Origin of the sequence: uncultured Streptomyces sp., assembly GCF_947488945.1 — a bacterium.
GTDB lineage: Bacteria > Actinomycetota > Actinomycetes > Streptomycetales > Streptomycetaceae > Streptomyces.
In genome coordinates this window covers 260881-286050 of sequence record NZ_CANLBS010000007.1, presented here as the reverse complement: position 1 = coordinate 286050, position 25170 = coordinate 260881, and the positions used below count along the sequence as shown (strand labels likewise).

General features: G+C 71.8%; 24 protein-coding genes and 1 riboswitch. Of the genes, 16 read left to right on the top strand and 8 right to left on the bottom strand.

The window, feature by feature from the left end; translation table 11 throughout:
• Positions 1–423: 423 nt before the first annotated feature.
• The 4 genes from Q0994_RS14080 to gcvT all read right to left on the bottom strand — a co-directional run bounded on the left by Q0994_RS14080 (position 424) and on the right by gcvT (position 5011).
• Positions 424–1809, bottom strand: coding sequence for an L-serine ammonia-lyase (locus Q0994_RS14080; protein WP_299533903.1), 1386 nt, complete (start codon positions 1807–1809; stop codon positions 424–426).
• Between the two features lie 324 nt (positions 1810–2133).
• Entirely contained in the window at positions 2134–3393 is a 1260-nt protein-coding gene (gene glyA, locus Q0994_RS14075; protein WP_299533901.1) for a serine hydroxymethyltransferase, read from the bottom strand.
• An 18-nt stretch (positions 3394–3411) separates the two neighbouring features.
• Positions 3412–3789 carry a glycine cleavage system protein GcvH gene (gene gcvH / locus Q0994_RS14070; protein ID WP_299533898.1) on the bottom strand — a complete coding sequence of 126 codons (378 nt, stop codon included), beginning with the start codon at positions 3787–3789 and terminating at the stop codon, positions 3412–3414.
• Between the two features lie 100 nt (positions 3790–3889).
• Positions 3890–5011, bottom strand: a complete 1122-nt coding sequence (gene gcvT / locus Q0994_RS14065; protein ID WP_299533896.1) for a glycine cleavage system aminomethyltransferase GcvT — start codon at positions 5009–5011, stop codon at positions 3890–3892.
• A 158-nt stretch (positions 5012–5169) separates the two neighbouring features.
• Positions 5170–5268, bottom strand: a riboswitch (glycine riboswitch).
• A gap of 205 nt (positions 5269–5473) precedes the next feature.
• Between gcvT and Q0994_RS14060 the strand changes: the two genes are divergently transcribed.
• From Q0994_RS14060 to Q0994_RS14010, 11 genes are all read left to right on the top strand, one after another.
• Positions 5474–6337, top strand: a complete 864-nt coding sequence (locus Q0994_RS14060) for an AAA family ATPase (protein ID WP_299533893.1) — start codon at positions 5474–5476, stop codon at positions 6335–6337.
• Between the two features lie 247 nt (positions 6338–6584).
• Positions 6585–7295, top strand: a complete 711-nt coding sequence (locus tag Q0994_RS14055) for an enhanced serine sensitivity protein SseB (protein ID WP_299534181.1) — start codon at positions 6585–6587, stop codon at positions 7293–7295.
• A gap of 174 nt (positions 7296–7469) precedes the next feature.
• On the top strand, positions 7470–8255 hold the full coding sequence (locus Q0994_RS14050) for an enhanced serine sensitivity protein SseB C-terminal domain-containing protein (protein WP_299533891.1): 786 nt from the start codon (positions 7470–7472) through the stop codon (positions 8253–8255).
• A gap of 522 nt (positions 8256–8777) precedes the next feature.
• The gene (locus tag Q0994_RS14045; protein ID WP_299533889.1) at positions 8778–9779 is read left to right on the top strand and encodes an ABC transporter permease; all 1002 of its coding nucleotides are present in this window, start codon (positions 8778–8780) and stop codon (positions 9777–9779) included.
• Positions 9780–9836: 57 nt separating this feature from the next.
• On the top strand, positions 9837–11624 hold the full coding sequence (locus Q0994_RS14040; protein ID WP_299534178.1) for an ABC transporter substrate-binding protein: 1788 nt from the start codon (positions 9837–9839) through the stop codon (positions 11622–11624).
• Positions 11625–11744: 120 nt separating this feature from the next.
• The gene (locus Q0994_RS14035; protein WP_299533887.1) at positions 11745–12743 is read left to right on the top strand and encodes an ABC transporter permease; all 999 of its coding nucleotides are present in this window, start codon (positions 11745–11747) and stop codon (positions 12741–12743) included.
• Positions 12740–13843, top strand: coding sequence for an ABC transporter ATP-binding protein (locus Q0994_RS14030; RefSeq protein WP_299533885.1), 1104 nt, complete (start codon positions 12740–12742; stop codon positions 13841–13843). The genes Q0994_RS14035 and Q0994_RS14030 overlap by 4 nt, the downstream gene beginning before the upstream one ends.
• Before the next feature lie 71 nt (positions 13844–13914).
• Positions 13915–15153, top strand: coding sequence for an ABC transporter ATP-binding protein (locus Q0994_RS14025; RefSeq protein WP_299534176.1), 1239 nt, complete (start codon positions 13915–13917; stop codon positions 15151–15153).
• Between the two features lie 18 nt (positions 15154–15171).
• Complete coding sequence (locus Q0994_RS14020) at positions 15172–15843, top strand: trimeric intracellular cation channel family protein (RefSeq protein ID WP_299533883.1); 672 nt, start codon at positions 15172–15174, stop codon at positions 15841–15843.
• Positions 15844–15917: 74 nt separating this feature from the next.
• Positions 15918–16784, top strand: coding sequence for a thioesterase family protein (locus tag Q0994_RS14015; protein WP_299533881.1), 867 nt, complete (start codon positions 15918–15920; stop codon positions 16782–16784).
• A gap of 146 nt (positions 16785–16930) precedes the next feature.
• Positions 16931–18472 carry an MFS transporter gene (locus tag Q0994_RS14010; protein ID WP_299533879.1) on the top strand — a complete coding sequence of 514 codons (1542 nt, stop codon included), beginning with the start codon at positions 16931–16933 and terminating at the stop codon, positions 18470–18472.
• A 61-nt stretch (positions 18473–18533) separates the two neighbouring features.
• On the opposite strand, the gene Q0994_RS14005 is transcribed toward Q0994_RS14010, so the two are convergent.
• Positions 18534–19163: a TetR family transcriptional regulator gene (locus Q0994_RS14005; RefSeq protein ID WP_299533877.1), complete on the bottom strand. Its 630-nt coding sequence runs from the start codon at positions 19161–19163 to the stop codon at positions 18534–18536.
• 129 nt (positions 19164–19292) lie between these two features.
• Here Q0994_RS14005 and Q0994_RS14000 point away from each other — a divergent pair, with 129 nt between their 5' ends.
• The 3 genes from Q0994_RS14000 to Q0994_RS13990 all read left to right on the top strand — a co-directional run bounded on the left by Q0994_RS14000 (position 19293) and on the right by Q0994_RS13990 (position 21250).
• Complete coding sequence (locus tag Q0994_RS14000; protein ID WP_299533876.1) at positions 19293–19448, top strand: hypothetical protein; 156 nt, start codon at positions 19293–19295, stop codon at positions 19446–19448.
• A 139-nt stretch (positions 19449–19587) separates the two neighbouring features.
• Entirely contained in the window at positions 19588–19983 is a 396-nt protein-coding gene (locus Q0994_RS13995; protein WP_299533874.1) for a hypothetical protein, read from the top strand.
• A 97-nt stretch (positions 19984–20080) separates the two neighbouring features.
• Entirely contained in the window at positions 20081–21250 is a 1170-nt protein-coding gene (locus tag Q0994_RS13990; RefSeq protein WP_299533871.1) for a cysteine desulfurase family protein, read from the top strand.
• Positions 21251–21281: 31 nt separating this feature from the next.
• On the opposite strand, the gene Q0994_RS13985 is transcribed toward Q0994_RS13990, so the two are convergent.
• The gene (locus tag Q0994_RS13985) at positions 21282–21962 is read right to left on the bottom strand and encodes an N-acetylmuramoyl-L-alanine amidase (RefSeq protein ID WP_299533868.1); all 681 of its coding nucleotides are present in this window, start codon (positions 21960–21962) and stop codon (positions 21282–21284) included.
• A gap of 61 nt (positions 21963–22023) precedes the next feature.
• Between Q0994_RS13985 and mnmA the strand changes: the two genes are divergently transcribed.
• Positions 22024–23151: a tRNA 2-thiouridine(34) synthase MnmA gene (mnmA, locus tag Q0994_RS13980; protein ID WP_299533865.1), complete on the top strand. Its 1128-nt coding sequence runs from the start codon at positions 22024–22026 to the stop codon at positions 23149–23151.
• 84 nt (positions 23152–23235) lie between these two features.
• Here mnmA and Q0994_RS13975 read toward each other — a convergent pair whose 3' ends face one another.
• Together Q0994_RS13975 and Q0994_RS13970 are read right to left on the bottom strand one after the other, a co-directional pair.
• On the bottom strand, positions 23236–24039 hold the full coding sequence (locus Q0994_RS13975) for an alpha/beta fold hydrolase (protein WP_299533863.1): 804 nt from the start codon (positions 24037–24039) through the stop codon (positions 23236–23238).
• A gap of 95 nt (positions 24040–24134) precedes the next feature.
• Positions 24135–24470 (bottom strand): DUF427 domain-containing protein, encoded by a 336-nt coding sequence (locus Q0994_RS13970; protein ID WP_299533861.1) that lies wholly within the window; start codon positions 24468–24470, stop codon positions 24135–24137.
• Between the two features lie 132 nt (positions 24471–24602).
• Between Q0994_RS13970 and Q0994_RS13965 the strand changes: the two genes are divergently transcribed.
• Positions 24603–25142 (top strand): TIGR00730 family Rossman fold protein, encoded by a 540-nt coding sequence (locus Q0994_RS13965; RefSeq protein WP_299533859.1) that lies wholly within the window; start codon positions 24603–24605, stop codon positions 25140–25142.
• Positions 25143–25170 lie beyond the last annotated feature (28 nt).

Genomic DNA, 25170 nt, shown 5'->3' with positions numbered 1-25170 from the left:
CAGAGGCTTGGCCGCCTAAAGCACCCTGCCCCCGGATCACCGCCAATCCGATCGTGAGAGCGCCAGCATTCTGGAGCTGCCGGTCTCGCGGAAAGGGGCATGAGGAAGCGTTCGGCTGGCGCCAGCCGTCGAGAAATCGCATGGCGGAGGTTGATCGTCCTGCCTGGTGATGGTGGAACTGGCGCAGCCGGATGAAGAGGTGACGGCCAGTGGTAGACCCTACCTCAGGACCTACGCAAGCGGTTCCGTCGTGTCCGATCAGCCGGAGGGCCGGCGGGATCGTCACAGAGTGGGGACATCCCAGGGACTTTTCAGGGACTTTCATGTCTGTCCCAGGGAGATTCCAGGGACTTTTCGCCGGGTAAGCAGGGAAGGCCCTGACAGCGCTGAAAGATGCGAACGCGCTGGTCAGGGCCCATCTGCCTAGCACTCGATGATGTTCACCGCGAGCCCGCCCCGGGCCGTCTCCTTGTACTTGACGGACATGTCGGCGCCCGTCTCCTTCATGGTCTTGATGACCTTGTCGAGGGAGACCATGTGGGAGCCGTCGCCGCGCAGGGCCATCTTGGCGGCGGTGACGGCCTTCACGGCGGCCATGCCGTTGCGTTCGATGCAGGGGATCTGGACCAGGCCGCCGACCGGGTCGCAGGTGAGGCCGAGGTTGTGCTCCATGCCGATCTCGGCGGCGTTCTCGACCTGCTCGGGCGTACCGCCGAGGACCTCGGCGAGGGCGCCTGCGGCCATGGAGCAGGCGGAGCCGACCTCGCCCTGGCAGCCGACCTCGGCGCCCGAGATGGACGCGTTCTCCTTGAAGAGCATGCCGATCGCGCCCGCCGCCAGCAGGAACCGGACCACGCTGTCGTCCTTCTCGGCCGGGGTGGCGCCCCCCGCGGCGAAGTTCATGTAGTAGTGCAGGACCGCCGGGATGATGCCCGCCGCGCCGTTGGTGGGGGCGGTGACGACCCGGCCGCCGGCCGCGTTCTCCTCGTTGACCGCCATCGCGTAGAGGGTGATCCACTCCATCGCGAGCACCTGCGGGTCGCCCTCCGCCCGCAGTTGGCGGGCCGACTTGGCGGCCCGGCGGCGTACCTTCAGGCCGCCCGGCAGGATGCCCTCGCGGGACATGCCGCGCTGCACGCACGCCTGCATGACGTGCCAGATCTCCAGCAGACCGGCCCGGATCTCCTCCTCCGTGCGCCACTCCTTCTCGTTCTCCAGCATCAGGGAAGAGATGGAGAGACCGGTCTCGCGGGTCAGCCGCAGGAGTTCGTCGCCGGTGCGGAACGGATGGGCGAGGACGGTGTCGTCCGGGATGATCCGCTCCTCCTCGTTCACCGCGTCCTCGTCCACCACGAAGCCGCCGCCGACGGAGTAGTACGTCTTCTCCAGCAGGACCGCGCCCCCGTCGTCGTACGCCCCGACCGTCATGCCGTTGGCGTGGTACGGGAGCGCCTTGCGGCGGTGCAGGACCAAGTGCTCGTCGGCGTCGAAGGCGATCTCGTGCGCGCCGAGGAGGTTGAGCCGTCCCGAGGTGCGGACGGCCTCGACCCGGGCGTCGGCCGACTCCACGTCCACCGTGCGGGGCGACTCCCCTTCGAGGCCGAGGAGGACCGCCTTCGGGGTGCCGTGGCCGTGGCCGGTCGCGCCCAGCGAGCCGAACAGCTCGGCGCGCACCGAGGCGGTGTGGGCCAGCAGCCCCTGGTTCTTCAGGCGGCGGGCGAACATCCGCGCGGCGCGCATGGGCCCCACCGTGTGGGAGCTGGACGGGCCGATGCCGACCGAGAAGAGGTCGAAGACGGAGAGGGCCACGGGAGACTCCTAGGGGTTGGCGGACGGCGCTGTCCGTCGGCGTTGCGGGTGGCCGTCGTCCGGGGGTGGTGGACGCGCGGCCCGGGTGCGGGGGCCCGGTGGGGCCGGTGCGGGGCGGGGCGTGAAGTACGGGCGGAGCGGGCGCTTCGGGCCGAGCGGGAGGAGCGGGCCGAACAGGTGGTACGGGCCGCGGCGGGCGGCCGGGGCGGCGCGGGCCGAGGGGATCGGCGGTGCGGGGAAGCAGCGCGGGCGGGACCCTTTCGGACCCCGCCCGCTGCGCCGGACGCGGGGGCCGGCCCCGCAGGACCGACGCGTCCGCGGTGGCTACTTCACGTTCGGGTACAGCGGGAACTTGCCGGCCAAGGCGGAGACCCGGGCCTTCAGCGCCTCGGCGTCGTACTCCGGCTTGAGGGCGGCGGCGATGATCTCCGCGACCTCGGTGAAGTCCTCGGCCTGGAAGCCGCGGGTGGCCAGGGCCGGGGTGCCGATGCGCAGACCGGAGGTGGTCATCGGCGGGCGCGGGTCGTTGGGGATGGCGTTCCGGTTGACCGTGATGCCCAGCTCGTGCAGCCGGTCCTCGGCCTGGCGGCCGTCCAGCTCCGAGTTGCGCAGGTCCACCAGGACCAGGTGCACGTCCGTGCCGCCCGACAGGACGGAGACGCCGACCTCGGTGACGTCCGGCTGCACCAGACGCTCGGCGAGGATGCGGGCGCCGTCCAGGGTGCGCTGCTGGCGCTCCTTGAACTCCTCGGACGCCGCGACCTTGAAGGAGACCGCCTTGGCCGCGATCACGTGCTCCAGCGGACCGCCCTGCTGGCCCGGGAAGACCGCCGAGTTGATCTTCTTGGCGAGTTCCTGGGTGGACAGGATCACGCCGCCGCGCGGACCGCCGAGGGTCTTGTGCGTGGTGGTGGTCACGACGTGGGCGTGCGGCACCGGGTTCGGGTGCAGACCCGCGGCGACCAGGCCCGCGAAGTGCGCCATGTCGACCATCAGGTACGCGCCGACCTCGTCCGCGATGCGGCGGAAGGCGGCGAAGTCGAGCTGGCGCGGGTAGGCGGACCAGCCGGCGACGATCAGCTTCGGCTGGGACTCCTTGGCGAGCCGCTCGACCTCGTCCATGTCCACGACGCCGGTCTCGTCGACGTGGTACGGGACCACGTTGTAGAGCTTGCCGGAGAAATTGATCTTCATGCCGTGGGTCAGGTGACCGCCGTGGGCCAGGTTCAGGCCCATGATCGTGTCGCCCGGCTGGAGCAGCGCGAACATCGCGGCGGCGTTGGCCTGCGCGCCCGAGTGCGGCTGCACGTTCGCGGCCTCGGCGCCGAACAGCGCCTTGACGCGGTCGATCGCGATCTGCTCGACCACGTCGACGTGCTCGCAGCCGCCGTAGTAGCGGCGACCCGGGTAGCCCTCGGCGTACTTGTTGGTGAGGACGGAGCCTTGGGCCTCCATGACGGCGACCGGAGCGAAGTTCTCCGACGCGATCATTTCGAGGGTGGACTGCTGGCGGTGGAGCTCGGCGTCGACGGCGGCGGCGACGTCCGGGTCCAGCTCGTGGAGGGAGGAGTTCAGAAGCGACATCGGGGGGTCCCTAAGGTCTCAGTTGCCGGAGAACGCGGTGTACGCGTCGGCGGAGAGCAGGCCCTGCGGCTCCTCCGCGACACGCACCTTGAACAGCCAGCCGCCCTCGAAAGGAGCGGAGTTCACCAGCGAGGGGTCGTCCACGACGTCCTGGTTGGCCGCGGTGACCTCACCGGTGACCGGCGAATACAGGTCGCTGACCGACTTGGTCGACTCCAGCTCGCCGCAGGTCTCGCCCGCGGTCACGGTGGCACCGACCTCCGGGAGCTGGGCGTAGACGACGTCACCGAGCGCGTTGGCCGCGTACTCCGTGATGCCGACCGTGGCCACGCCGTCCTCGACGGCCGACAGCCACTCGTGCTCCTCGCTGTACCGCAGCTGCTGGGGGTTGCTCATGGTCTGAATTCTCCTGTACGCGGGGGAGTGCTGGTGAACGGGGGTCTTACGGGGTGAGACGCGAATGCGTCACGTTCATCCGTGCGGGATGTCCCGGATGTCACTTCTGACGCTTGTAGAAGGGCAGGGCCACGACCTCGTACGGTTCGTGGCTGCCCCGGATGTCCACGCCGACGCCGGCCGTGCCGGGCGCGGCGAAGGCCGCGTCCACGTAGGCTATGGCGATCGGCTTGCCGAGGGTGGGCGAAGGGGCGCCGGAGGTGACCTCGCCGATCACCTTGCCGTCGGCGACGACGGAGAACCCGGCGCGCGGCACCCGGCGGCCCTCGGCGACCAGGCCGACCAGCTTGCGCGGCGGGGCGGTCTCGGCGCGCTCGGCGGCGGCGGCCAGCGCCTCCCGGCCGACGAAGTCACCGTCCTTCTCGAACTTCACCACCCGGCCGAGCCCGGCGTCGAACGGGGTCAGCTCCCGGGTCAGCTCGTGGCCGTACAGCGGCATGCCGGCCTCCAGGCGCAGCGTGTCGCGGCAGGAGAGCCCGCAGGGGATCAGCCCGTGCGGCGCGCCGGCCTCGGTCAGCGCCTGCCACAGCCGCTCGGCGTGCTCGGGGGCGACGAACAGTTCGAAGCCGTCCTCGCCGGTGTACCCGGTGCGCGCGATCAGCGCCGGGACGCCGGCGACGGTGCCCGGCAGGCCCGCGTAGTACTTCAGGCCGTCCAGATCGGCGTCGGTGACCGCCGCGAGGACGGCGGGGGACTCCGGGCCCTGGACGGCGATCAGGGCGTACGCGTCGCGGTCGTCGCGTACCTCCACGCCGTCCCCGAAGCCGGCGGCCCGCTCGGTGAGGGTGTCCAGCACGGTCTGCGCGTTGCCCGCGTTGGCGACGACCAGGTACCCGGTCTCTTCGAGGCGGTAGACGATCAGGTCGTCGAGGATGCCGCCGTCCTCGCGGACGATCATCGTGTACCGGGCCCGGCCGACGCCGACCGTGGCGATGTTGCCGACCAGCGCGTGGTTCAGGAAGTCGACGGCCCGCGGGCCCGAGACGGTGATCTCGCCCATGTGCGAGAGATCGAACAGCCCGGCGCGGGTGCGCACCGCCTGGTGCTCCTCGCGCTCACTGGCGTACCGCAGCGGCATGTCCCAGCCCGCGAAGTCGGTCATGGTGGCGCCCAGCGATCGATGCAGCGCATCGAGGGCGGTCGTGCGGGGGACAGTACTCATGAAGGGTGACTCCCAGGGCGCAGGGCATGACGACGAGGACGATCCCTCCCCATCTGTCATCGAACCTGAGAGGTTCGCCGAAGACTCCCCGCACGGAGACGGGGCCGGCTTGCACCTTGGGTGGAGCCGGACGGAACCGGCCCGCTTTTCAGATCTGCCTCATCCACGCGGTACGGGGCCTGAGAGATTCAAGGGAGGATCTTGCTCCTTCGGCGCCCGGCACACACGGGGGGCCGGAACTCTCCCGCGTGGATTCAAACGGCCTGTATGCAGTTGGCGCGGCCATCATCGCACGCATGGCGGCCGGGTGCGGCGGCAGGTGGGTTCCGGCACGGGGGAGGGGCGCGAAGGGGGAGGGTGGGCCGCGGTCGCGACACGCGGCCGTCCGCCGGACCGGTTGCTCCGCATTACCATTTCTTTACACTTCATGAGAGGTGTCGGGTGACCGAAAGGGGACGGGCGATGGCGTCGCAACATGACGCGTCGGGCGCGGGGACCGTGTACGGGGTGCTGCCCGCACGGCCGGGCGCACCGGCCCGGGAGCGGCCGGGCCGGTGCGGGCCGCGCGTCCGCGACCTGCGCGGACGCGGCGGCCGGACGCCCGGTGCGCTGCGCTTCGGCGCGGCCGACCTGGTGGTGGTCTCCGGGCTGCCGGGCAGCGGGAAGTCGACGCTGATCCGGGGCGCGGTGACCGACCGGGCGATCGACTCGCAGGACACCCGGGACCGGTGGGCGGCCATGACGCCGGGCTTACTGCCCTACGCCGTCTACCGGCCGCTCGTCCGGGCGGCGCACTATCTGGGGCTGCGGCGCGCCGTGCGTTCCGGCGCCCCGGTGGTGGTGCACGACTGCGGGACCCAGACCTGGGTGCGGCGGTGGCTGGCCCGCGCCGCGGTGCGCCGGGGCGGCGCGCTGCACCTGGTGCTGCTGGACGTGACGCCCGAGGTGGCGCGCGCCGGGCAGCGCGAACGCGGCCGCGGAGTCTCCGGGTACGCCTTCGCCCGGCACCGGCGCGCGGTGGCCCGGCTGCTCGCCGGGATCGCCGGCGGCGGGCTGCCGGACGGGTGCGCCTCGGTGGTGCTGCTGGACCGCGACGCCGCGGGTGCGCTGGAGGCGATCGTGTTCGGGGAGGCGGCCGCGACCGGCGGGACGCCCGGGGTCGTGGCGCCCCGCGCCGACGTGCCCGCCCCGGCCCCCGTCCCCGCCCCGGCGCCCGTCCCCGCCCCGGCGCCCGTCCCCGCCCCGGCCGTGCCGGCCCCGGCGTCGGCGGCGGAGGGGACGGCCGTCTCCCCGCAGACGGGTATGCCCGGCCCGGCCGCCGGTTAGGGTTTCCGCGCAGAAGACGGTCGAGAAGAGGACGCAGGCAGTGGACATTCCGGCACCGGCCCAGAGCCACGAGCAGACCGGTCGGCCCCAGGAGTGGGCCGGGCAGGGGTACGAGCAGGCCGGGCAGGGGTACGAGCAGGCCGGTCACCCCCACGAGCCGGTCAGTCACCCGCACGAGCAGGCCGGCCACCCCCACGAACAGGCCGGTCACGCGCAGTCCGGGTGGCCGGCGAACGAGCTCGAAGAGGTGCTCGGCCTCTCCGTCGGGCTGCCCGAGGCGGGCGGCCGGATCGTCGAGGTGCTCGGGCGCAGCCACGTCTGGGTGCCGCTGCCCCGGGGCGGCGGCAACGACAGCACCGACCTCGACCTGCCGACGATGGAGATCGACGGCGGCGTCTACGTCCCCGTCTTCAGCTCCGAGGCCCAGTTCCTCGCGTGCGTCGGCGGCCACTACCCCTTCGCGGTGGCGCCCGCCCAGGAGTTCGCCCGCGGCCTGCATCCGCACCTCGGCATCGCGGTGAACCCCGGTGGCGCGGTCGGCGTGCCGCTGCCGCCGCCCGCCGTCGCGGAGCTGTGCCGGGCGGGACGCGGCCCGCTCGACGGGCCGGCCGGCGGGGGACGGGTCCGGTTGTTCGAGCCGGACTGGAAGGAGGACCCCGTCGACTTCCTCGCCGTCGTCGGCGAGGAGTTCGCCGGGACCGGGATCGTCGCCACCGCCCGCCGGATACTGGCCTCCATCGAGGGCGGCGACCCGGTGCTCTTCGTGGGCGTCCAGTTCGCCACCTGGGAAGGGGCCGGTCAGAGCGTTCCCATGGACGCCCTCGGCCGCGCCCTCGGCCGGGTCCAGGTGCCCTGGCCGGTCAACCTGGTCCTGCTCGACGTCGCCCAGGACCCGGTCGGCGACTGGATGCTGGAGAAGGTCAGGCCCTTCTGGGTCCGCGAGGGGCACGTGCGGTGACACCCGCGCCGGGGGCCCGGCGGGACGGCCGCGGACGTGCCGGCGTCCGCATGCCGGGTCGTGGCGTCAAGTCGCTGTCAGTGCGGGCGCATAAGCTGGTTTGATGGCGAAGCCGCTCCCGTGTGCCCGGAGCGGCCACCGCGAGACAGTGGATCGACGAGGGGCGGGACCAGGGTGAGTGCGTCAGGCGCCGCGGCGGCCGGGCAGGTCGAGCAGATGCTGCGCCAGGTCGAACCCGGCCGTTTCGACGCGTACGAGTCCCTGCTGCGGGCCGTCGCCGGGGGCCAGGTCTGGATGCTGCTCTGGAACGGCACGGCCGGATCGCCCGACGCCCAGTACGGCAACATGGACGTCGAGGGGCTCGGATACGCCCCCTGCGTCACCTCCGCCCGCGAGCTGGCAGCCAGTGGCTGGAACCGCGCCCACGAGGTCGTCACCGGCCGGGACATCGCCCGCGCCCTCTTCCCCGACCACTGGGGGATCTGGCTCAACCCGCACGCCCCCGGCGGCGGCGTCGGCATCCCCTGGCTGGACCTGCGCCGGATCGCCACCGGCCTGGACCGGCTGCCCGCCGGCCCGCTCACCCTCTCCGAACCGGCCATCGAGATCCCGCAGTTCTACGCGCTGCTCACGCAGAACGCCCACCGGACCCCGGCGATCCGGTCACTGCGCCGCGTCTGGGTGCAGCCCTCGCTCGGGGTGCCGTACCTCGCCATCGGCCTCGACCTCTACGACACCAACCGGGCCGCCGTCGAGTCGGTCCGCGCGATGATGGCGCAGACCGTCGTCGCCGTGCCGGACGGCCTGCCGGTATCCACCGTCGCCATGTCCGACGAGTACGACCCGGTGGCGATGTGGCTGCGCGCCCACACCCGCCCGTTCTACGACCGTGAGGCGCACGCCCCGGCCGGCCCCTCGCCCGCCGGCGCCCCCGGCTACGGCTACCCCCAGGCGTACTGAGCGGGACCGGCGTACTGAGCGGGACCGGCGTACGCGGCCGGGCCTGCGAACTGAACCGGGCCTGCGAACTGAACCGGGCCTGCGAACTGAACCCCACCGGCGTACTCCGCCGGGCCGGGGCGCCGGGTGCGGCCCGATCGAAACGCCCGGTCAAGAGCCGCCGCGGGGCCTTCGGGCGCAAAGCACCCGACCGCGCCCATTGATAGGCCCATGACCGCGATGGGGTGGATGTCCTGTGTGGGACGTCCTGTCACCTCGACGTCGCATTGATGTCGATGCGTGATCAATTCATGGTCAACTACCCTGCGTCCGGCGGTCGTTCATGCGCGTCCGGATAACGGAACGACCGCGTCGCATCACGGTTGGGCATCCATTCCCCGTCAGGTCTGGCAACGGATCATGGCGCGCATGAAGACTCCCGGTCCAAGGGATGTTCCGTCCCTTGACACGAACACTCTGATCGGGCCGCCACCGCGGCAAGTGTGCGCCGGCCACCGCCGGTTGAGAGGGGTCCCTGCCACGATGACGGCACCACTGCACGAGCCGACGGCGGACGTGGCCCCCGCGGCGGGCACCGAGGCCGGTGTCGCTCCCGAAAAGGCCGTGCAAGGCCGTTCGTTGGGCCGGATCGCCTGGGAGCGGCTGAAGCGGGACCGGCTCGCGCTCGGCGGCGGCGTCGTCGTGCTGCTGCTGGTGATCGTGGCCCTGCTGGCCCCGGTCATCACGCACCTGGTCGGGCAGTCGCCGTACGAGCACCACGAGGAACTGATCGATCCGCTGTTCTCCACGCCGACCGGTTCGTTCGGGGCGATGAGCGGCGAGCACTGGTTCGGCGTGGAGCCGGTCAACGGGCGCGACATCTTCGCCCGCATCGTCTACGGAGCCCGGGTCTCGCTGCTGGTCGGCTTCCTCTCCGCCGTCGTCGCCATCGTGCTCGGCACCGTGCTCGGTGTGCTGGCGGGCTTCTTCGGCGGCTGGCTCGACGCGCTGGTGAGCCGTGTGATGGACATGCTGCTGTCCTTCCCGCAGCTCCTGTTCATCATCGCGCTGGTCTCGGTGATGCCGAACAAGCTGCTCGGGCTGGAGGGCTCGGGCGTCCGGCTGTTCGTGATGATCCTGGTCATCGGCTTCTTCGGCTGGCCCTATGTCGGCCGCGTGGTGCGCGGCCAGACCCTCTCGCTCCGCGAGCGGGAGTACGTGGACGCGGCGCGCAGCCTCGGCGCCGGGCGGATCTACATCCTGTTCAAGGAGTTGCTGCCCAACCTGGTGGCGCCGATCATCGTCTACGCGACGATGATGATCCCGACCAACATCCTGACCGAGGCGGCCCTGAGCTTCCTGGGCGTCGGCGTGAAGCCGCCCTCCGCCTCCTGGGGGCAGATGCTGTCGTCCGCGCTGAGTTACTACGAGTCCGACCCGATGTACATGATCATCCCGGGTGTGGCGATCTTCATCACCGTCCTCTCCTTCAACCTCTTCGGCGACGGCGTGCGTGACGCGCTCGACCCGAAGGGTTCCCGCTGACTGCCGTACCACGGAGCCCGTGCGCCGCACGGGCCGATCTACACACGGAGGATCCGAATCGTGTCTACTCGACGGAACGCCCGGCGCAAGCAGGCCGTGGCCGCTGCTGCCGTGGTGGCGGCGCTGCTCTCCACGGCGGCCTGCGGCGGTGGCGGCGGCGACGGCAAGGACGGCGGCTCCGCCTCCGCGGCCGGTTTCGACGCGGCGAACAACAAGGTCGCCAACGCCTCGGCGAAGAAGGGCGGCACGCTGAAGTTCGCCGGCGCCCAGGACGCCGACTCGTGGGACACCACGCGCGCCTACTACGGCTTCGTGTGGAACTTCATGCGCTACTACAGCCGTCAGCTCGTCACCAGCAAGACCGAGCCCGGTGCGGGCGGCACCGAACTGACGCCGGACCTCGCCACCGAGCGCGCCAAGATCTCGGACGACGGCAAGACCTACACGTACACCCTGCGCGACGGGGTGACGTGGGAGGACGGCAAGCCGATCACCTCGCAGGACGTCAAGTACGGCATCGAGCGGCAGTGGGCGCAGGACGTGCTCGCCGGTGGTCCGGTCTACCTCCGCGACATCCTCGACCCGAAGGGCGAGTACAAGGGTCCCTACAAGGACACCTCGCCGGACAAGCTGGGCCTGAAGGCGATCGAGACGCCGGACGCGAAGACGATCGTCTTCCACCTGCCGACCGCCAACAGCGACTTCGAGGAGATCCTCGCGCTGACCTCGTCCTCGCCGGTCCGGCAGGACAAGGACACCAAGTCGAAGTACGGTCTGAAGCCGTTCTCCTCGGGCCCGTACAAGTTCGAGTCGTACACGCCCAACAAGTCGGTCGTGCTGGTCCGCAACGAGAACTGGAAGCAGGCGTCCGACCCGGTCCGCAAGGCGCTGCCGGACAAGATCACGCTGACCCTGTTCTCCAACGCGGACGACATGGACAACAAGCTCCTCAGCGGTGAGTACGACCTCGACGCCAACCAGACGGGTCTCTCCCCGCAGGGCCGCGCCAAGGCCCTCAAGGAGTACAAGGACAACCTCGACAACCCGGTCTCCGGCTACATCCGTTACGCCACCTTCCCGCAGAACGTGGCGCCGTTCGACAACATCCACTGCCGCAAGGCCGTGCTCTACGGGGCCGACCACAAGTCGCTCCAGACCGCGCGCGGCGGCCCGGTGGCCGGCGGCGACATCGGCACCAACATGCTGCCCCCGTCGGTGCCCGGCTCCGAGGGCCAGAAGTACGACCCGTACGAGTTCACCGCCAACGACGGTGCGGCGAACGCCGCCAAGGCCAAGGAAGAGCTCGCCGCCTGCGGCAAGCCGAACGGCTTCGCCACCACCATCGCGGTCCGCAACAACAAGCCCGTCGAGGTGGCCACCGCCGAGTCGCTCCAGGCCTCGCTCGCCAAGATCGGCATCAAGGTCGAGATCGACCAGTACGACGGTGCGCAGTACTCCGGCATCATCGGCAACCCGACCGTGGTGAAGGACAAGGGCTACGGGATCATCATCATGGGCTGGGGCCCCGACTTCCCCTCGGTCCAGGGCTACGGCCAGCCCCTCTGGGACAGCTCGTACATCCTGGAGAGCGGCAACAACAACTTCGCCATGATCAACGACAAGGCGATCGACGCGAACTTCGACAAGTACTCCGTCGAGCTCGACGCCGAGAAGAAGAAGACGATCGCCACCGAGATCAACCACCAGGTGATGGAGGGCGCGTACTACCTGCCCTTCGTCTTCGAGAAGTTCATCAACTTCCGCTCCTCGCGCCTGACGAACGTCTACACCACCGATGCCTACAGCGGCATGTACGACTTCACCAGCCTCGGCGTCACGAAGTAACCCCCACCACCGGCACACCCGCCGTACTGCGCGAAAGGCAGGTGAAGGCCGGAGCGGTGTGACCGCGGGCCACCGGGACACACGTCCCGGTGGCCCGCGGGACCCGCCGGGCCGAGAGCAGTGCTCACATACCTCATCAGGCGGCTGCTGGCCGCCGCAGTGATGCTGATCGTCATCATCGTGGTGGTCTTCAGCATCTTCTTCCTCATCCCCAAGTGGACGGGCGTCGACCCGGCCACGATGTACGTGGGCAAGACGTCGGACGCCGCGGCCGTCGAAGGCATTCGGCAGAAGCTCCATCTGGCCGAGCCGATCTACATCCAGGTCTGGGAGTTCTTCAAGGGCATCTTCGTCGGGCGCACCTACTCGGGCGGCGGCGACGTCACCGAGTGTGCCGCGCCCTGCTTCGGCTACTCCTTCCGCAACGAGCAGGCCATCTGGCCGGTCATCACCGACCGGCTGCCGGTGACCCTGTCGCTCGCCGTCGGCGCCGCGGTGCTGTGGCTGCTCGCCGGCGTCTCGGCGGGCGTGCTCTCGGCGCTCAAGCGCGGTTCCTTCTGGGACCGTTCGGCCATGGTGATCGCCCTCTCGGGCGTCTCGCTGCCGATCTTCTTCACCGCCATGCTCTCGCTCGGCATCTTCGACTACGGCCTGGGCTGGATCGACTCCGGCTTCGTGCCGCTGGAGGAGAGCGTCGGCGGCTGGTTCCAGGGCCTGCTGCTGCCCTGGGTCACCCTCGCCTTCCTCTACGCCGCGATGTACGCCCGCATCACCCGGGCCACCATGCTCGAAGTGATGGGCGAGGACTACATCCGCACCGCCCGCGCCAAGGGGCTCAGCGAGCCCGTGGTCATCGGCAAGCACGCCATGCGCTCCACCATGACCCCGATCCTCACCATGCTCGGCATGGACCTCGGCGCCCTTGTCGGCGGCGCGATCCTCACCGAGACCGCCTTCAGCCTGCCCGGCCTCGGCCAGGCCGTCCTGAAGGCGATCAACGAGCGGGACCTTCCGGTGATCCTCGGCGTCACGCTGATCACCTCCCTCGCGGTGATCGTCGCCAACCTCCTGGTCGACGTCCTCTACGCCGTGATCGACCCCCGAGTGAGGCTGTCATGACCGAGCTGAGCAAGAACGGGACGGCAGTGGACGGCACGACCGCCGCCCCCGCCCCGCCCGCCACCAAGGCGTTCCTCGACGTGCGCGACCTCAAGGTGCACTTCCCGACCGACGACGGTCTGGTCAAGTCCGTCGACGGGCTGAGCTTCACGCTGGAGAAGGGCAAGACCCTCGGCATCGTCGGCGAGTCCGGCTCCGGCAAGTCCGTGACCTCGCTCGGCATCATGGGCCTGCACACCGCCGGCCAGTACGGCAAGCGCAAGGCCCAGCTGTCCGGCGAGATCTGGCTGAACGGCACCGAGCTGCTCTCCAGCGACCCGGACAAGGTGCGCAAGCTGCGCGGCCGCGACATGGCCATGATCTTCCAGGACCCGCTGTCGTCCCTGCACCCGTACTACACGATCGGCAAGCAGATCGTGGAGGCGTACCGGGTCCACCACGACGTGGACCGGAAGAAGGCCCGCGCCCGCGCGATCGAGATGCTCGACCGCGTCGGCATCCCGCAGCCCGACAAGCGGATCGACAGCTACCCGCACGAGTTCTCCGGCGGCATGCGGCAGCGCGCGATGATCGCGATGTCCCTGGTCAACAACCCGGAACTGCTCATCGCGGACGAGCCGACCACCGCCCTGGACGTCACCGTGCAGGCGCAGATCCTCGACCTGATCCGGGACCTCCAGAAGGAGTTCGGCTCCGCGGTCATCGTGATCACCCACGACCTCGGAGTCGTCGCGGAACTCGCCGACGACATCCTCGTCATGTACGGCGGACGCTGTGTGGAGCGCGGACCCGCCGAGAAGGTGTTCTACGAGCCCCGCCACCCCTACACCTGGGGGCTGCTCGGCTCCATGCCGCGCCTCGACCGCGAGCAGACCGAACGGCTCGTCCCGGTCAAGGGTTCCCCGCCGTCGCTGATCAACATCCCGTCCGGCTGCGCCTTCAACCCCCGCTGCCCGTACGCGGATCTGCCCAAGGACAACCTCACCCGGACCGTGCGGCCGGACCTCCTGGAGGTCGGCAGCCGGCACTGGGCGGCCTGCCACCTCTCACCGGAACAGCGTGAGCGGATCTGGACCGAAGAGATTGCGCCCAAGCTGTGAGCGCGGACAAGAGCGAGGACGAAGCGGTGACCAGCCAGGACGAGGGCGGCCGGGCCACGGCGACGGCCGCCGTGCCCGCCCCGCGCGGCGGAAAGGGCGGCACCCCCGAGGTGCTGCTCCGGGTGAAGGGGCTCCAGAAGCACTTCCCCATCAAGAAGGGCCTGCTCCAGCGCACCGCCGGAGCGGTGCGCGCGGTGGACGGCATCGACTTCGAGGTGCGCGCCGGGGAGACCCTCGGCGTCGTCGGAGAGTCGGGCTGCGGCAAGTCGACGATGGGCCGGCTGATCACCCGGCTGCTCGAACCCACCGCGGGGACGGTCGAGTTCGAGGGGACCGACATCACGCACCTCGGCGTGGGCGGCATGCGGCCGTTCCGCCGGGACATGCAGATGATCTTCCAGGACCCGTACTCCTCGCTGAACCCGCGCCACACCATCGGCACCATCGTCGGCGCGCCCTTCCGGCTCCAGAAGGTCGAGCCCGAGGGCGGGGTCCGCAAGGAGGTCCAGCGCCTGCTGGAGGTGGTCGGGCTCAACCCCGAGCACTACAACCGCTACCCGCACGAGTTCTCCGGCGGCCAGCGCCAGCGCATCGGCATCGCCCGCGCCCTCGCGCTCAACCCCAAGCTGGTCGTGGCCGACGAGCCGGTCTCCGCGCTGGACGTGTCCATCCAGGCGCAGGTGGTCAACCTGCTGGACGACCTCCAGGACGAGCTGGGTCTCACCTATGTGATCATCGCGCACGACCTGTCGGTGGTCCGGCACGTGTCCGACCGGATCGCGGTGATGTATCTCGGCAAGATCGTGGAGCTGGCCGACCGGGACTCGCTGTACCGGGCGCCGATGCACCCGTACACCAAGGCGCTGCTCTCCGCGGTGCCGATCCCGGACCCGCGCCGCAGGGGCGCCAAGAGCGAGCGGATCCTGCTGAAGGGCGACGTCCCCTCGCCGATCTCGCCGCCGACCGGCTGCCGTTTCCACACCCGCTGCTGGAAGGCCACGGACGTCTGCGCCACGCAGGAGCCGCCGCTGGTCGCCCTGCGCACCGGGCACCAGGTGGCCTGCCACCACCCGGAGAACGCGCAGGACCAGGTGGAGGGCGAGTCCCTGCTGGCGATCGCGCGGGACGCGGTGGACGTGGTGGAGCTGACCGCGAAGTCGGTGGAGAACGCGGCCCCCGAGGCGGCGGAGCCCGTCGCCGCAGCGGCCGCCGAGCCGGCCGTCCGGCCCGTCGACGAGCCCCCGGCCGCGGGGCCCTCCGGGGACGCGACGGACGGCGCGGCGGACGCGGGGGAGGGGCCCAAGGGGTAGGACCGGCACAATTGGCCGGTGCTCACCGAACTGTTCACACCCTCCGTCCAGCATGCGCTCGACCTCGTCGGGATCTTCGTCTTCGCGATCTCCGGCGCTCTGCTCGCCGTGCGCAAGAACTTCGACGTCTTCGGCATCGCCGTGCTCGCCGAGGTGACCGCGCTGGGCGGAGGGATCTTCCGTGACGTGATCATCGGCGCGGTGCCGCCCGCCGCGTTCACCGATCTCGGCTACTTCCTCACCCCGCTCATCGCCGCCTGCCTGGTCTTCTTCCTCCACCCGCACGTGGAGCGCATCCAGGTCGGCGTCAACGTCTTCGACGCCGCCGGGCTCGGCCTCTTCTGCGTGGCCGGCACGGTCAAGGCGTACGACTACGGCCTCGGGCTCACCGCCTCGGCCGCGCTGGGCCTCGCCACGGCCGTCGGCGGCGGGGTGCTGCGCGACGTGCTGGCCAACGAGGTGCCCTCGCTGCTGCGCTGGGACCGGGACCTCTACGCGGTGCCGGCCATCGTCGGCGCGGCGATGGTCGTGCTCTGCATCCAGTTCGACACCCTCAACGCGTACACCAGCGGTACGGCCGTGCTCACCGCCTTCCTGCTGCGCCTGCTCGCGATGCGCTTCCACTGGCGCGCACCGCGCGCGTACAACCGCAGCTCGGCGCGGGCCGAGCGGGACGCGCCGGCGGCCTGACGGCCTCGGGGACGGACAGCGTCACCGCGGCAAAAGCTACCGCTCAGTAACGCTGTCGGTGTACGGTGCACGACATGGCAGAGGCAGCAGCGCACGCGGTGCGCACCGGGCGGGCGACCATCGGCGACAGCGAGTTCGACCGCGACACCGCGGTCACCCGCCGCTCGGAGGGCGTCTACGACACCGAACTCTCGGCGGGCTGGACGATCTTCTCGGCCGTCAACGGCGGCTACCTGCTGGCCATGCTCGGCCGCACCCTCGGCGACGCGCTCCCGCACCCCGACCCCTTCTCGGTCTCCGCGCACTACCTCTCCGCGTCCGTCCCCGGCCCCGCCGTGATCCGCACCCAGACCGTGCGCGGCGGCCGTACCCTCTCCACCGGCCAGGCCTCGCTCTTCCAGTTCCGGGAAGACGGCACCGAGGTCGAGCGCATCCGCGTCCTCGCCACCTACGGCGACCTCGACGCCCTCGCGGACGAGGTCCGCACCTCGGCCGTGGCCCCCGCCATGCCCCCGATCGAGCAGTGCCTCGGCACCGCGGACGGGAACGCGCCGATCCCGGCCGGGTCCGCGATCACCGAGCGGCTCGACATCAAGCTCGACCCGGCGACGGTCGGCTGGGCCCTCGGACAGCCGTCCGGCAAGGGCGAGATGCGCGGCTGGTTCCAGCTCTCCGACGGGCGCGACCCCGACCCGTTCTCGCTGCTGCTCGCGGTGGACGCGCTGCCGCCCACCGCGTTCGAGATCGGCCTCAAGGGGTGGACGCCCACCATCGAGCTCACCACCCACATCCGCTGCCGCCCCGCACCCGGCCCCCTGCTGGTCTCCCTGGTCACCCGCAATCTCGCGGGCGGCTACATGGAGGAGGACGGCGAGGTCTGGGACAGCGCGGGCCGGCTGGTCGCCCAGTCCCGCCAGCTCGCCCGCACCCCGCGCGGCTGACGGGCCCTCCGACGCCCGGCCCCGTTGGGGCAACCGGGCGCCCCGGCGGTCGGCGCAGCGCCCGGTTTACGGAAAAGACCTCTCGGGTACCCGGTCTCCGCCCGAGCGGCGGGACCGGATCGCCGCACTTCAGGAGGGGGCTGCCGATGAGCAGTGACCACGCAGCGACGACCGGGACGATCACCACGAAGGTGCCCGCGAGACTCGACCGCCTCCCCTGGTCCCGATGGCACTGGATGATCGTCATCGGGCTCGGCACGGTCTGGATCCTGGACGGACTCGAAGTCACCGTCGTCGGCAACATCGCCAGCCGGCTCTCCGAGGACGGCAGCGGGCTGCCCATCACCGACGCCCAGGTCACGGGTATGGCCGCCGCCCTGTACGTGGCGGGAGGCTGCTGCGGCGCCCTCTTCTTCGGGTGGCTCACCGACCGGTACGGCCGCAAGAAGCTCTTCCTCGTCACCCTGGCGGTCTATCTCGCGGCGACGGCCCTGACCGCCGTCTCCTTCTCCGTCTGGTGGTTCTTCCTCTTCCGCTTCCTGACCGGCTTCGGCATCGGAGGCGAGTACGCGGCCATCAACTCCGCGATCGACGAGCTGATCCCGAGCAAGTACCGCGGCCGGGTCGACCTGATCATCAACGGCAGCTACTGGCTGGGAGCGATGGGCGGCGCGCTGCTGTCCGTCGTCGCCCTCAACACCGACCTCTTCCCCAAGGACCTCGGCTGGCGGCTCACCTTCGCCCTCGGCGTGGTCCTCGGACTGGTGATCCTGCTGGTCCGGCGGCACGTGCCGGAGAGCCCGCGGTGGATGTTCATCCACGGCCGGGCCGAGGGGGCGGAGGAACTCGTCGACGACGTCGAGCGGCAGGTGGAGGAGGAGAAGGGCGTCCGGCTGCCGCCTGCCGGGACCGAGATCACCATCGAACAGCGGCGCAGCGTCGGCTTCCTGGAGATCGGCCGCACCGTCTTCCGGAAGTACCCGAAGCGCGCCACCCTCGGCTTCGCCCTCTTCATCGGGCAGGCGTTCCTCTACAACGCCATCACGTTCGGCTTCGGCTCCATCCTGGTCAAGTTCTTCGACGTGCCCAGCGGGAACACGGGGTACTTCTTCGCCGTCATCGCCTTCGGCAACTTCCTCGGCCCGCTGCTGCTCGGCAAGCTGTTCGACACCTGGGGCCGCCGCCCGATGATCGCGGGGACGTACATCCTCTCCGGCGTCCTGCTCTTCGTGACCGCCTGGCTGTTCGGGGCCGGGCTGCTGACCGCCACGACCATGACCGCGTGCTGGTGCGTGGTGCTTTTCTTCGCCTCCGCGGGCGCGAGTTCGGCCTATCTGACGGTCAGTGAGGTCTTCCCGATGGAGACCCGGGCGATGTCCATCGCCTTCTTCTACGCCATCGGCACGGCGGCCGGCGGCATCTCCGGCCCGCTGATCTTCGCGGACCTGACGGAGAGCGGTGTGGTCGGTGACGCGGTGATCGCCTTCTGCGTGGGCGCGTCGCTGATGGTGCTCGCCGGGCTGGTCGCGGTCTTCTTCGCGGTGCCGGCCGAGCAGCGCTCGCTGGAGGACATTGCCACCCCGCTGTCCGCGCGCACGGCGGCCCCGGGGAGTGCCGGAGACGGTACGGGCGGGAACGCCGCGGGCGGAGCCGGTGCGGGCGGCGGCGGGATCGGGTCCACGGGCTGACCGCTCACCGGCCGGGGACGGCGGCGCAAGGCCGCGCGCACACGGTCGGCGGACGGCCGGGCTACCGCGCCGGCCCGTCCAGCCAGTGCTGCCGTCCCAGGGTGACCAGCCGGAGCCGGCGGCGGGCCACCCGCACCACCTCGGCCTCCCCGGCCGGCCCCGCCTCCAGCAGGGCGGACGCGGTCAGCACCATGTGATCGACGTAGAGCCCGCCCAGCATCAGCAGGTCCTGCCGGCTCCACCCCGCCCCCGCCGGCTCCGCGCCGAGCACGGCGGCCACCTCCTCGGCGAACAGGGCGAGCTGGTCCGCGATGGCGGCGCGCACCGGCGCGACCCCGCCGTGCTGCTCCCGTGCGATGAAACGGAAGTGGCCGGGCTGCGCGGCCACATGGGCCGCTATCACCGACACGCTGCGCTCCAGCCGCTCCTCGCTGTCGCCGGTCGCCGCCAGGATCGCCGCGATCAGCCCGTGCAGGCTGCCCAGCGTCTCCTCCACCAACGCCACGCCCAGCGCCGCCGTGTCGTCGAAATGGCGGTAGAACGCGGTCGGCGCCACACCCACCGCCCGGGTCACCTCCCGCAGGCCGAGGCTGCCCAGGCTCCGGTGCTCCAGCAGCGCGAGGGCGGCGTCGAGGAGCGCCTGACGCGTCTTCAGCTTCTGGGCCTGGCGGACCCCCACGGTGTGACTCATGCCATTCAGTAAACAACCGTTCTCCGAGTCGGGGAAGCGGCAGGAGGTTTAGACTCCCAAGTCAGTGAACAGTCGTACTCTGAAAGTCCTTCGGGTCCGACCGCCCGCGACTCACCGGAAGGGGTCACCATGCTCGTCCTCGTAGCCGCCCTGCTGCTCTTCGGGATCGTGCTCGGCACGGTCGCGCATCTCCCCGTCCCGCTGTCGCTGATCGCCGCCGCGGTGATCGGCTGCTGGCTGCTCGTCTTCGCGGTCCGCGAGCGCCGGTCGCACCGACCGCACTGACCGCTCGCACCGATCTGCCGGACCGGCCGGCGCTCGCACCGACGCCGGCCTCCCCGGCGAGCCGATCGGCCGACCGCCCGCGCGGTACCGCCGCGCCGTACGTGCACGAGATCCCGATCCGTCCCAAGGAGCTCGCACCATGACACTCACCGACCTGGTCCGTCACCCCGCGCGCACCGATGACCGCGCCACCGGCCCGGTGGCCGGGTCCGCCCCCGACGCCCCCGCGGGGAAGGCAGGGGACGCCCGCCGCCCGGCCGGGGAGGGGCGCGCGCCCCGCCGCCGGTACGCCCGGTACGTCCGGGACGCCGACGCGCTCGCCGTCACCTCGTTCGTGCTCGGCCTGCTGGGGCTGCTGGTGCTGAACGTGGTGCTGGGGCCGACCGCCATCGTGATGGCCCTGATCGCCCTCGCCCGCTCCACCGCGCGGCGCGGCCGCGCCCTGCTCGGACTCGCGCTCGGCGTCGCCGACCTCGTGGTGCTCGGCCTGCTGGTCACCGGCGACGGCACCGTCGTCAGCGGCCTGGGCGGCTGACCGGCCGGGCCGCAGCGGCCGGCCGGCCGGCATCCGCGGCCCCGGCCCGTACCGCAGCGGCATGGGCGTCTCCGGGGGCTCGTAGAATCGACCCATCATGGCTTACCTCGACCACGCCGCGACCACGCCGATGCTTCCGGAGGCGATTGCGGCGATGACCGCGCAGCTCGCCGTCACCGGGAACGCGTCCTCCTTGCACGCAGCCGGGCGCCGGGCCCGCCGAACCGTCGAGGAGTCGCGGGAGACCCTCGCCGAGTCCCTCGGCGCCCGCCCCAGCGAGGTGGTCTTCACCTCCGGCGGCACCGAGGCCGACAACCTCGCCGTGAAGGGCCTCTACTGGGCCCGCCGCGACGCCGACCCCCGGCGCACCCGGGTGCTCGCCGGTCCCGTCGAGCACCACGCGGTGCTGGACGCCGTCGACTGGCTGGCCGAGCACGAGGGCGCGAACGTCGAGTACCTCCCCGTCGACCGGTACGGCAGGGTGCACCCGCAGGCACTGCGCGAGGCGATCGCCACCGACCCCGACGACGTCGCGATGATCACCGTGATGTGGGCCAACAACGAGATCGGCACCATCATGCCGGTCCGTGAACTGGCCGAGGTGGCGGCCGAGTACGGCATCCCGATGCACGCCGACGCGGTCCAGGCGTACGGACAGCTCGACGTGGACTTCGCCGCCTCCGGACTCGCCGCGATGACCGTCAGCGGGCACAAGATCGGCGGACCGTTCGGGATCGGCGCCCTGCTGCTGGGGCGGGCCCACACCCCGGTGCCGGTGCTGCACGGCGGCGGCCAGGAGCGGCACGTGCGCTCCGGCACCCTCGACGTGCCCGCCGTCGCGTCCTTCGCGGTCGCCGGGAAGCTGGCGGCCGAGGGGCACGCCGCGTTCGCCCGGCGGATCGGCGGCCTGCGGGACGAACTGGTCGACGCGGTCCGCGCGGCCGTCCCCGACGCCCTGCTGGGCGGCGACCCGGCCCCCGGCGGACGCCTGCCGGCCAACGCGCACTTCAGCTTCCCCGGCTGCGAGGGCGACTCGCTGCTGCTGCTCCTGGACGCCCAGGGCATCGAGTGCTCCACCGGTTCCGCCTGCACGGCCGGCATCGCCCAGCCCAGCCACGTGCTGCTGGCCACCGGCTCCGACCCCGACCTGGCCCGCGGCACCCTGCGCTTCTCGCTCGGCCACACCTCCACCCCGCAGGACGTCGCCGACGTCGCCGGGGCCATCGGCCCGGCCGTCGAGCGCGCCCGCGGCGCGGGCCTGAGCTGACCCGCGCCTCCGGCCCGGCCCGGCGGACCGCTCAGGCCGCCCGCGCCGCACGCACCAGCGTGAGGTAGCGGTCCCAGTCCCAGTGCGGGCCGGGATCGGTGTGGTCCGTGCCGGGCACCTCCACGTGCCCGATCAGGTGCTCGCGGTCGACGGGTATGCCGTACCGCGCGCAGACCGTCGCCGCCAGCCGCGCCGACGAGGCGTACATCGCGTCCGTGAGGTCCTGCGGCCGGTCCACGAACCCCTCGTGCTCGATGCCGACGCTGCGCTCGTTGTAGGAGCGGTTGCCCGCGTGGTACGCCACGTCCAGCTCGCGGATCATCTGCACGACCCGGCCGTCCTGGCCCACGATGTAGTGCGCGGCGGCCTGGTGCGCCGGGTCCTGGAAGACCCGCACCGCGCTGTTCAGACTGCCCTGGGTGACATGGACGATCACCCGGTCCACCGCGTAGTCGTCCGGGCGGTCGGCCCACCGCCAGTTCGCCTCGGACGCCGCGATCCACCGGGCGCCCGCGTAGTCGAGCACTCCGGGCGTGCGGGGCTTGTGCACCCCGGGCAGCTGGTACCAGGCGCTGCGCAGCTCGTCGCGGCCCAGCACCGCGAGCCCCGCGCCCGCCGCCACCGCGCCGCCGCCGATCAGCAGTGCGCGCCGGCTGACCCCGTGCGGCCCCGGGCCGCCACCCGGCGTCGCGCCGGTCCCCGTCGTTCCCATGACAGGGACAACGCATATCCGAGAGAGATCGGTTCCCCGCGCCCCGTACTCTGGAGGAGCTATGACTGAGACTCCCCAGCGCCCCCTGCGTGTCCTCGCCGCGATGTCCGGCGGGGTCGACTCCGCCGTCGCCGCCGCGCGTGCCGTCGAGGCGGGCCACGACGTGACCGGTGTGCACCTCGCCCTCTCCGCGAACCCGCAGTCGTTCCGGACCGGAGCGCGCGGCTGCTGCACGATCGAGGACTCCCGCGACGCCCGCCGCGCCGCGGACGTCATCGGTATCCCCTTCTACGTCTGGGACCTCGCGGAACGTTTCCGTGAGGACGTCGTGGACGACTTCGTCGCGGAGTACGAGGCCGGCCGCACCCCCAACCCGTGCCTGCGCTGCAACGAGAAGATCAAGTTCGCCGCGCTGCTCGACAAGGCGCTGGCGCTGGGCTTCGACGCGGTCTGCACCGGCCACTACGCCACCGTCGTGGTGAAGGAGGACGGCAGCCGGGAGCTGCACCGCGCCTCGGACATGGCCAAGGACCAGAGCTACGTCCTCGGGGTGCTGGACGAGAGGCAGCTCGCCCACGCGATGTTCCCGCTCGGCGACACCCTGACCACCAAGGAGGAGATCCGGGCCGAGGCCGAGCGCCGGGACCTGGCCGTGGCCAAGAAGCCCGACAGCCACGACATCTGCTTCATCGCCGACGGCGACACCCGGGGCTTCCTCGCCGACCGGCTCGGCGGCCCGGCCGAGGGCGCCATCCTCGACGAGGCGGGCACGAAGGTGGGCACCCACGAGGGCGCCTTCGGCTTCACGATCGGCCAGCGCAAGGGCCTGCGGATCGGCCACCCGGCCGCCGACGGCAAGCCGCGCTACGTCCTGGACATCTCCCCGGTGGACAACACCGTCACCGTCGGCCCCGCCGAGGCCCTCGACGTCACCGCCCTCACCGCGATCCGCCCCCGCTGGTGCGGCACCGCACCGGCCGCCCCCGGCACGTACACCGCGCAGCTGCGCGCCCACGGCGGGGAGACCGAGGTGACCGCCGCACTGGTCGACGGCGTCCTGCACGTCACCTTCACCGAACCGGTCCGCGGCGTCGCCCCCGGCCAGGCGGTCGTCCTCTACGACGGCACCCGCGTGGTCGGTTCCGCCACCATCGCCACCACGGTCCGCCGCGAGCACACCCCGGCCTGACCACCCCCGCCCCACGACCGAGCGGCCCGTCCCCCCGAAGAAGCGCGGGGGCGGGCCGCTCGGTCGTGTGGCGGCGGCCCGGCCCTACGCCGCCCGTCCCGCCCACGCCTCGCGGGCGAAGAACTCGGTCAGGACCGGGGCGATGACGTGCGGGGCGAGTTCGCGGGTCTGGCCGGTCAGGGTCCGGTGGCGGGCGCGGGGGATCGCGGCGGCCAGGGCGAGGGTGGCGGAGCGGGTCACCGCGGGGCTGAGGCCGCCGCAGACCACCAGGGTGCGGCCGGTGGTCCCGCCGAAGCGCGCGGCCGGCACCGCGCCGTCACCGAGCAGCGCGTCGTCGTACGCCAGGGTGTGGGCGAGGGACTCCAGGCCGCGCCAGAGCGGGGCCCGCCGCATCCGCGCGACCGTCTCCGGGGGCACGCCGGTCCTGGTCAGGAAGAGCTCCACCGCCCCGCCGCGGTCGCCCGCCCCCAGCCGGGCGTGCAGCCCCGCCGTGCAGCGCGCCTTGTACCGCAGGCCCTGCTCGCCCGGGGTGTAGGGCGGCTCGAACACGGACAGCCGGTCCATCCGGACGCCCGCCGCGCGCGCCTCCAGGGCCAGCGCCCCGCCGGAGGACATGCCGAACACGGAGGCCGGCCCGCCCGCCGCGTGCAGCACCGCCGCGAGATCCTCCGTCTCGCGCCGCACCGAGTACCGGCCGACGCCGTCGCCGCTGGCCCCGCGGCCCCGGCGGTCGTAGGTCAGGACGGTGAAGTGCGGTGCCAGCAGCCGCGCCAGCGGCTCCTCGGTGGCGGAGGTGCTGAGGGCCCCGCCGACCAGCACCGCCGGCGGGCCCTCACCCTGCCGGCGGTAGGCGATCGACGTGCCGTCCAGCGAGAGAATCGTGTCCATGCGGGTATGGACCGGCGGCCGGGCGGAAACTCATCGGCCTCCGCGAAGAATCCCGGACGGATGTCGATGCGGCCGGCGGGGAGGGGTGCTGACGGTCAGTCCGGGACGACCTCGGTGTCGTAGAAGCAGAAGTGGTCCTTGATCGACGCCACGTCGGTCTTCGGTTCCGGGTAGGCCCACACCAGGTCGTCGGCGCCCGGCACCGACCAGTAGGAGGCGTCGCCTTTGAACGGACAGTGGGTCCGGGTGTCCGACGCCGTCAGCGCCTCGGTGCGGACGTCCTCGGGCGGCAGGTAGTAGCGCGGCGGGCAGCCCGTCTCGCGCAGCACGAGCGGGCGCCGGCTGTCCGCCAGCACCTGCCCGTCGCGTACGACGCGGACGTGCTCGGCGCCCTGCTCGACGGTGATGCGGTGTCCTGTGATTCCAGTCATACGGGGTGCAGCGGGCCGGAGGCCGTTTTTCTTCCCGTGGGCCGCCGTTCCGGGGCGCTCCCGCGGGGCCGTACGGACCGCGCGCGCCGGTCCCGGAGCCGTCGGCCGGCGAGGGATCCTAGGGTGGAGACCATGAACATCTGCGTCTTCCTCTCCGCCGCCGACCTCGCCGACCGCTACACCGTCCCCGCCCGGGAGTTCGGCGAACTGCTCGGGCGCGGCGGCCACACCCTCGTGTGGGGCGGCTCGGAGAGCGGGCTGATGAAGGTGGTCGCCGACTCCGTGCAGGAGGCGGGCGGCAGGCTCGTCGGGGTGTCGGTGGACTTCCTCGCCGCGAAGGCGCGTACGAACGCGGACGAGATGGTGATCGCCCGCGACCTCGCCGAGCGCAAGGCGCTGCTGCTGGAGAAGTCGGACGCGATCGTGATCATGGTCGGCGGCACCGGGACGCTCGACGAGGCCACCGAGATCCTGGAGCTGAAGAAGCACGCCAAGCACACCAAACCGGTCGTCCTGCTCAACACCGCGGGGTTCTACGACGGTCTGCACACCCAGTTCCGCCGCATGGAGGACGAGGGCTTCCTGCCGGTGCCGCTGACGGAACTGGTGTTCTTCGCCGAGGACGCGGTGGGCGCGCTCGCGTACCTGGAGGAGTCCGCGGGCCTCGTCTGAGCCCAGGGGCGCGGCCGGACGGGGCGGA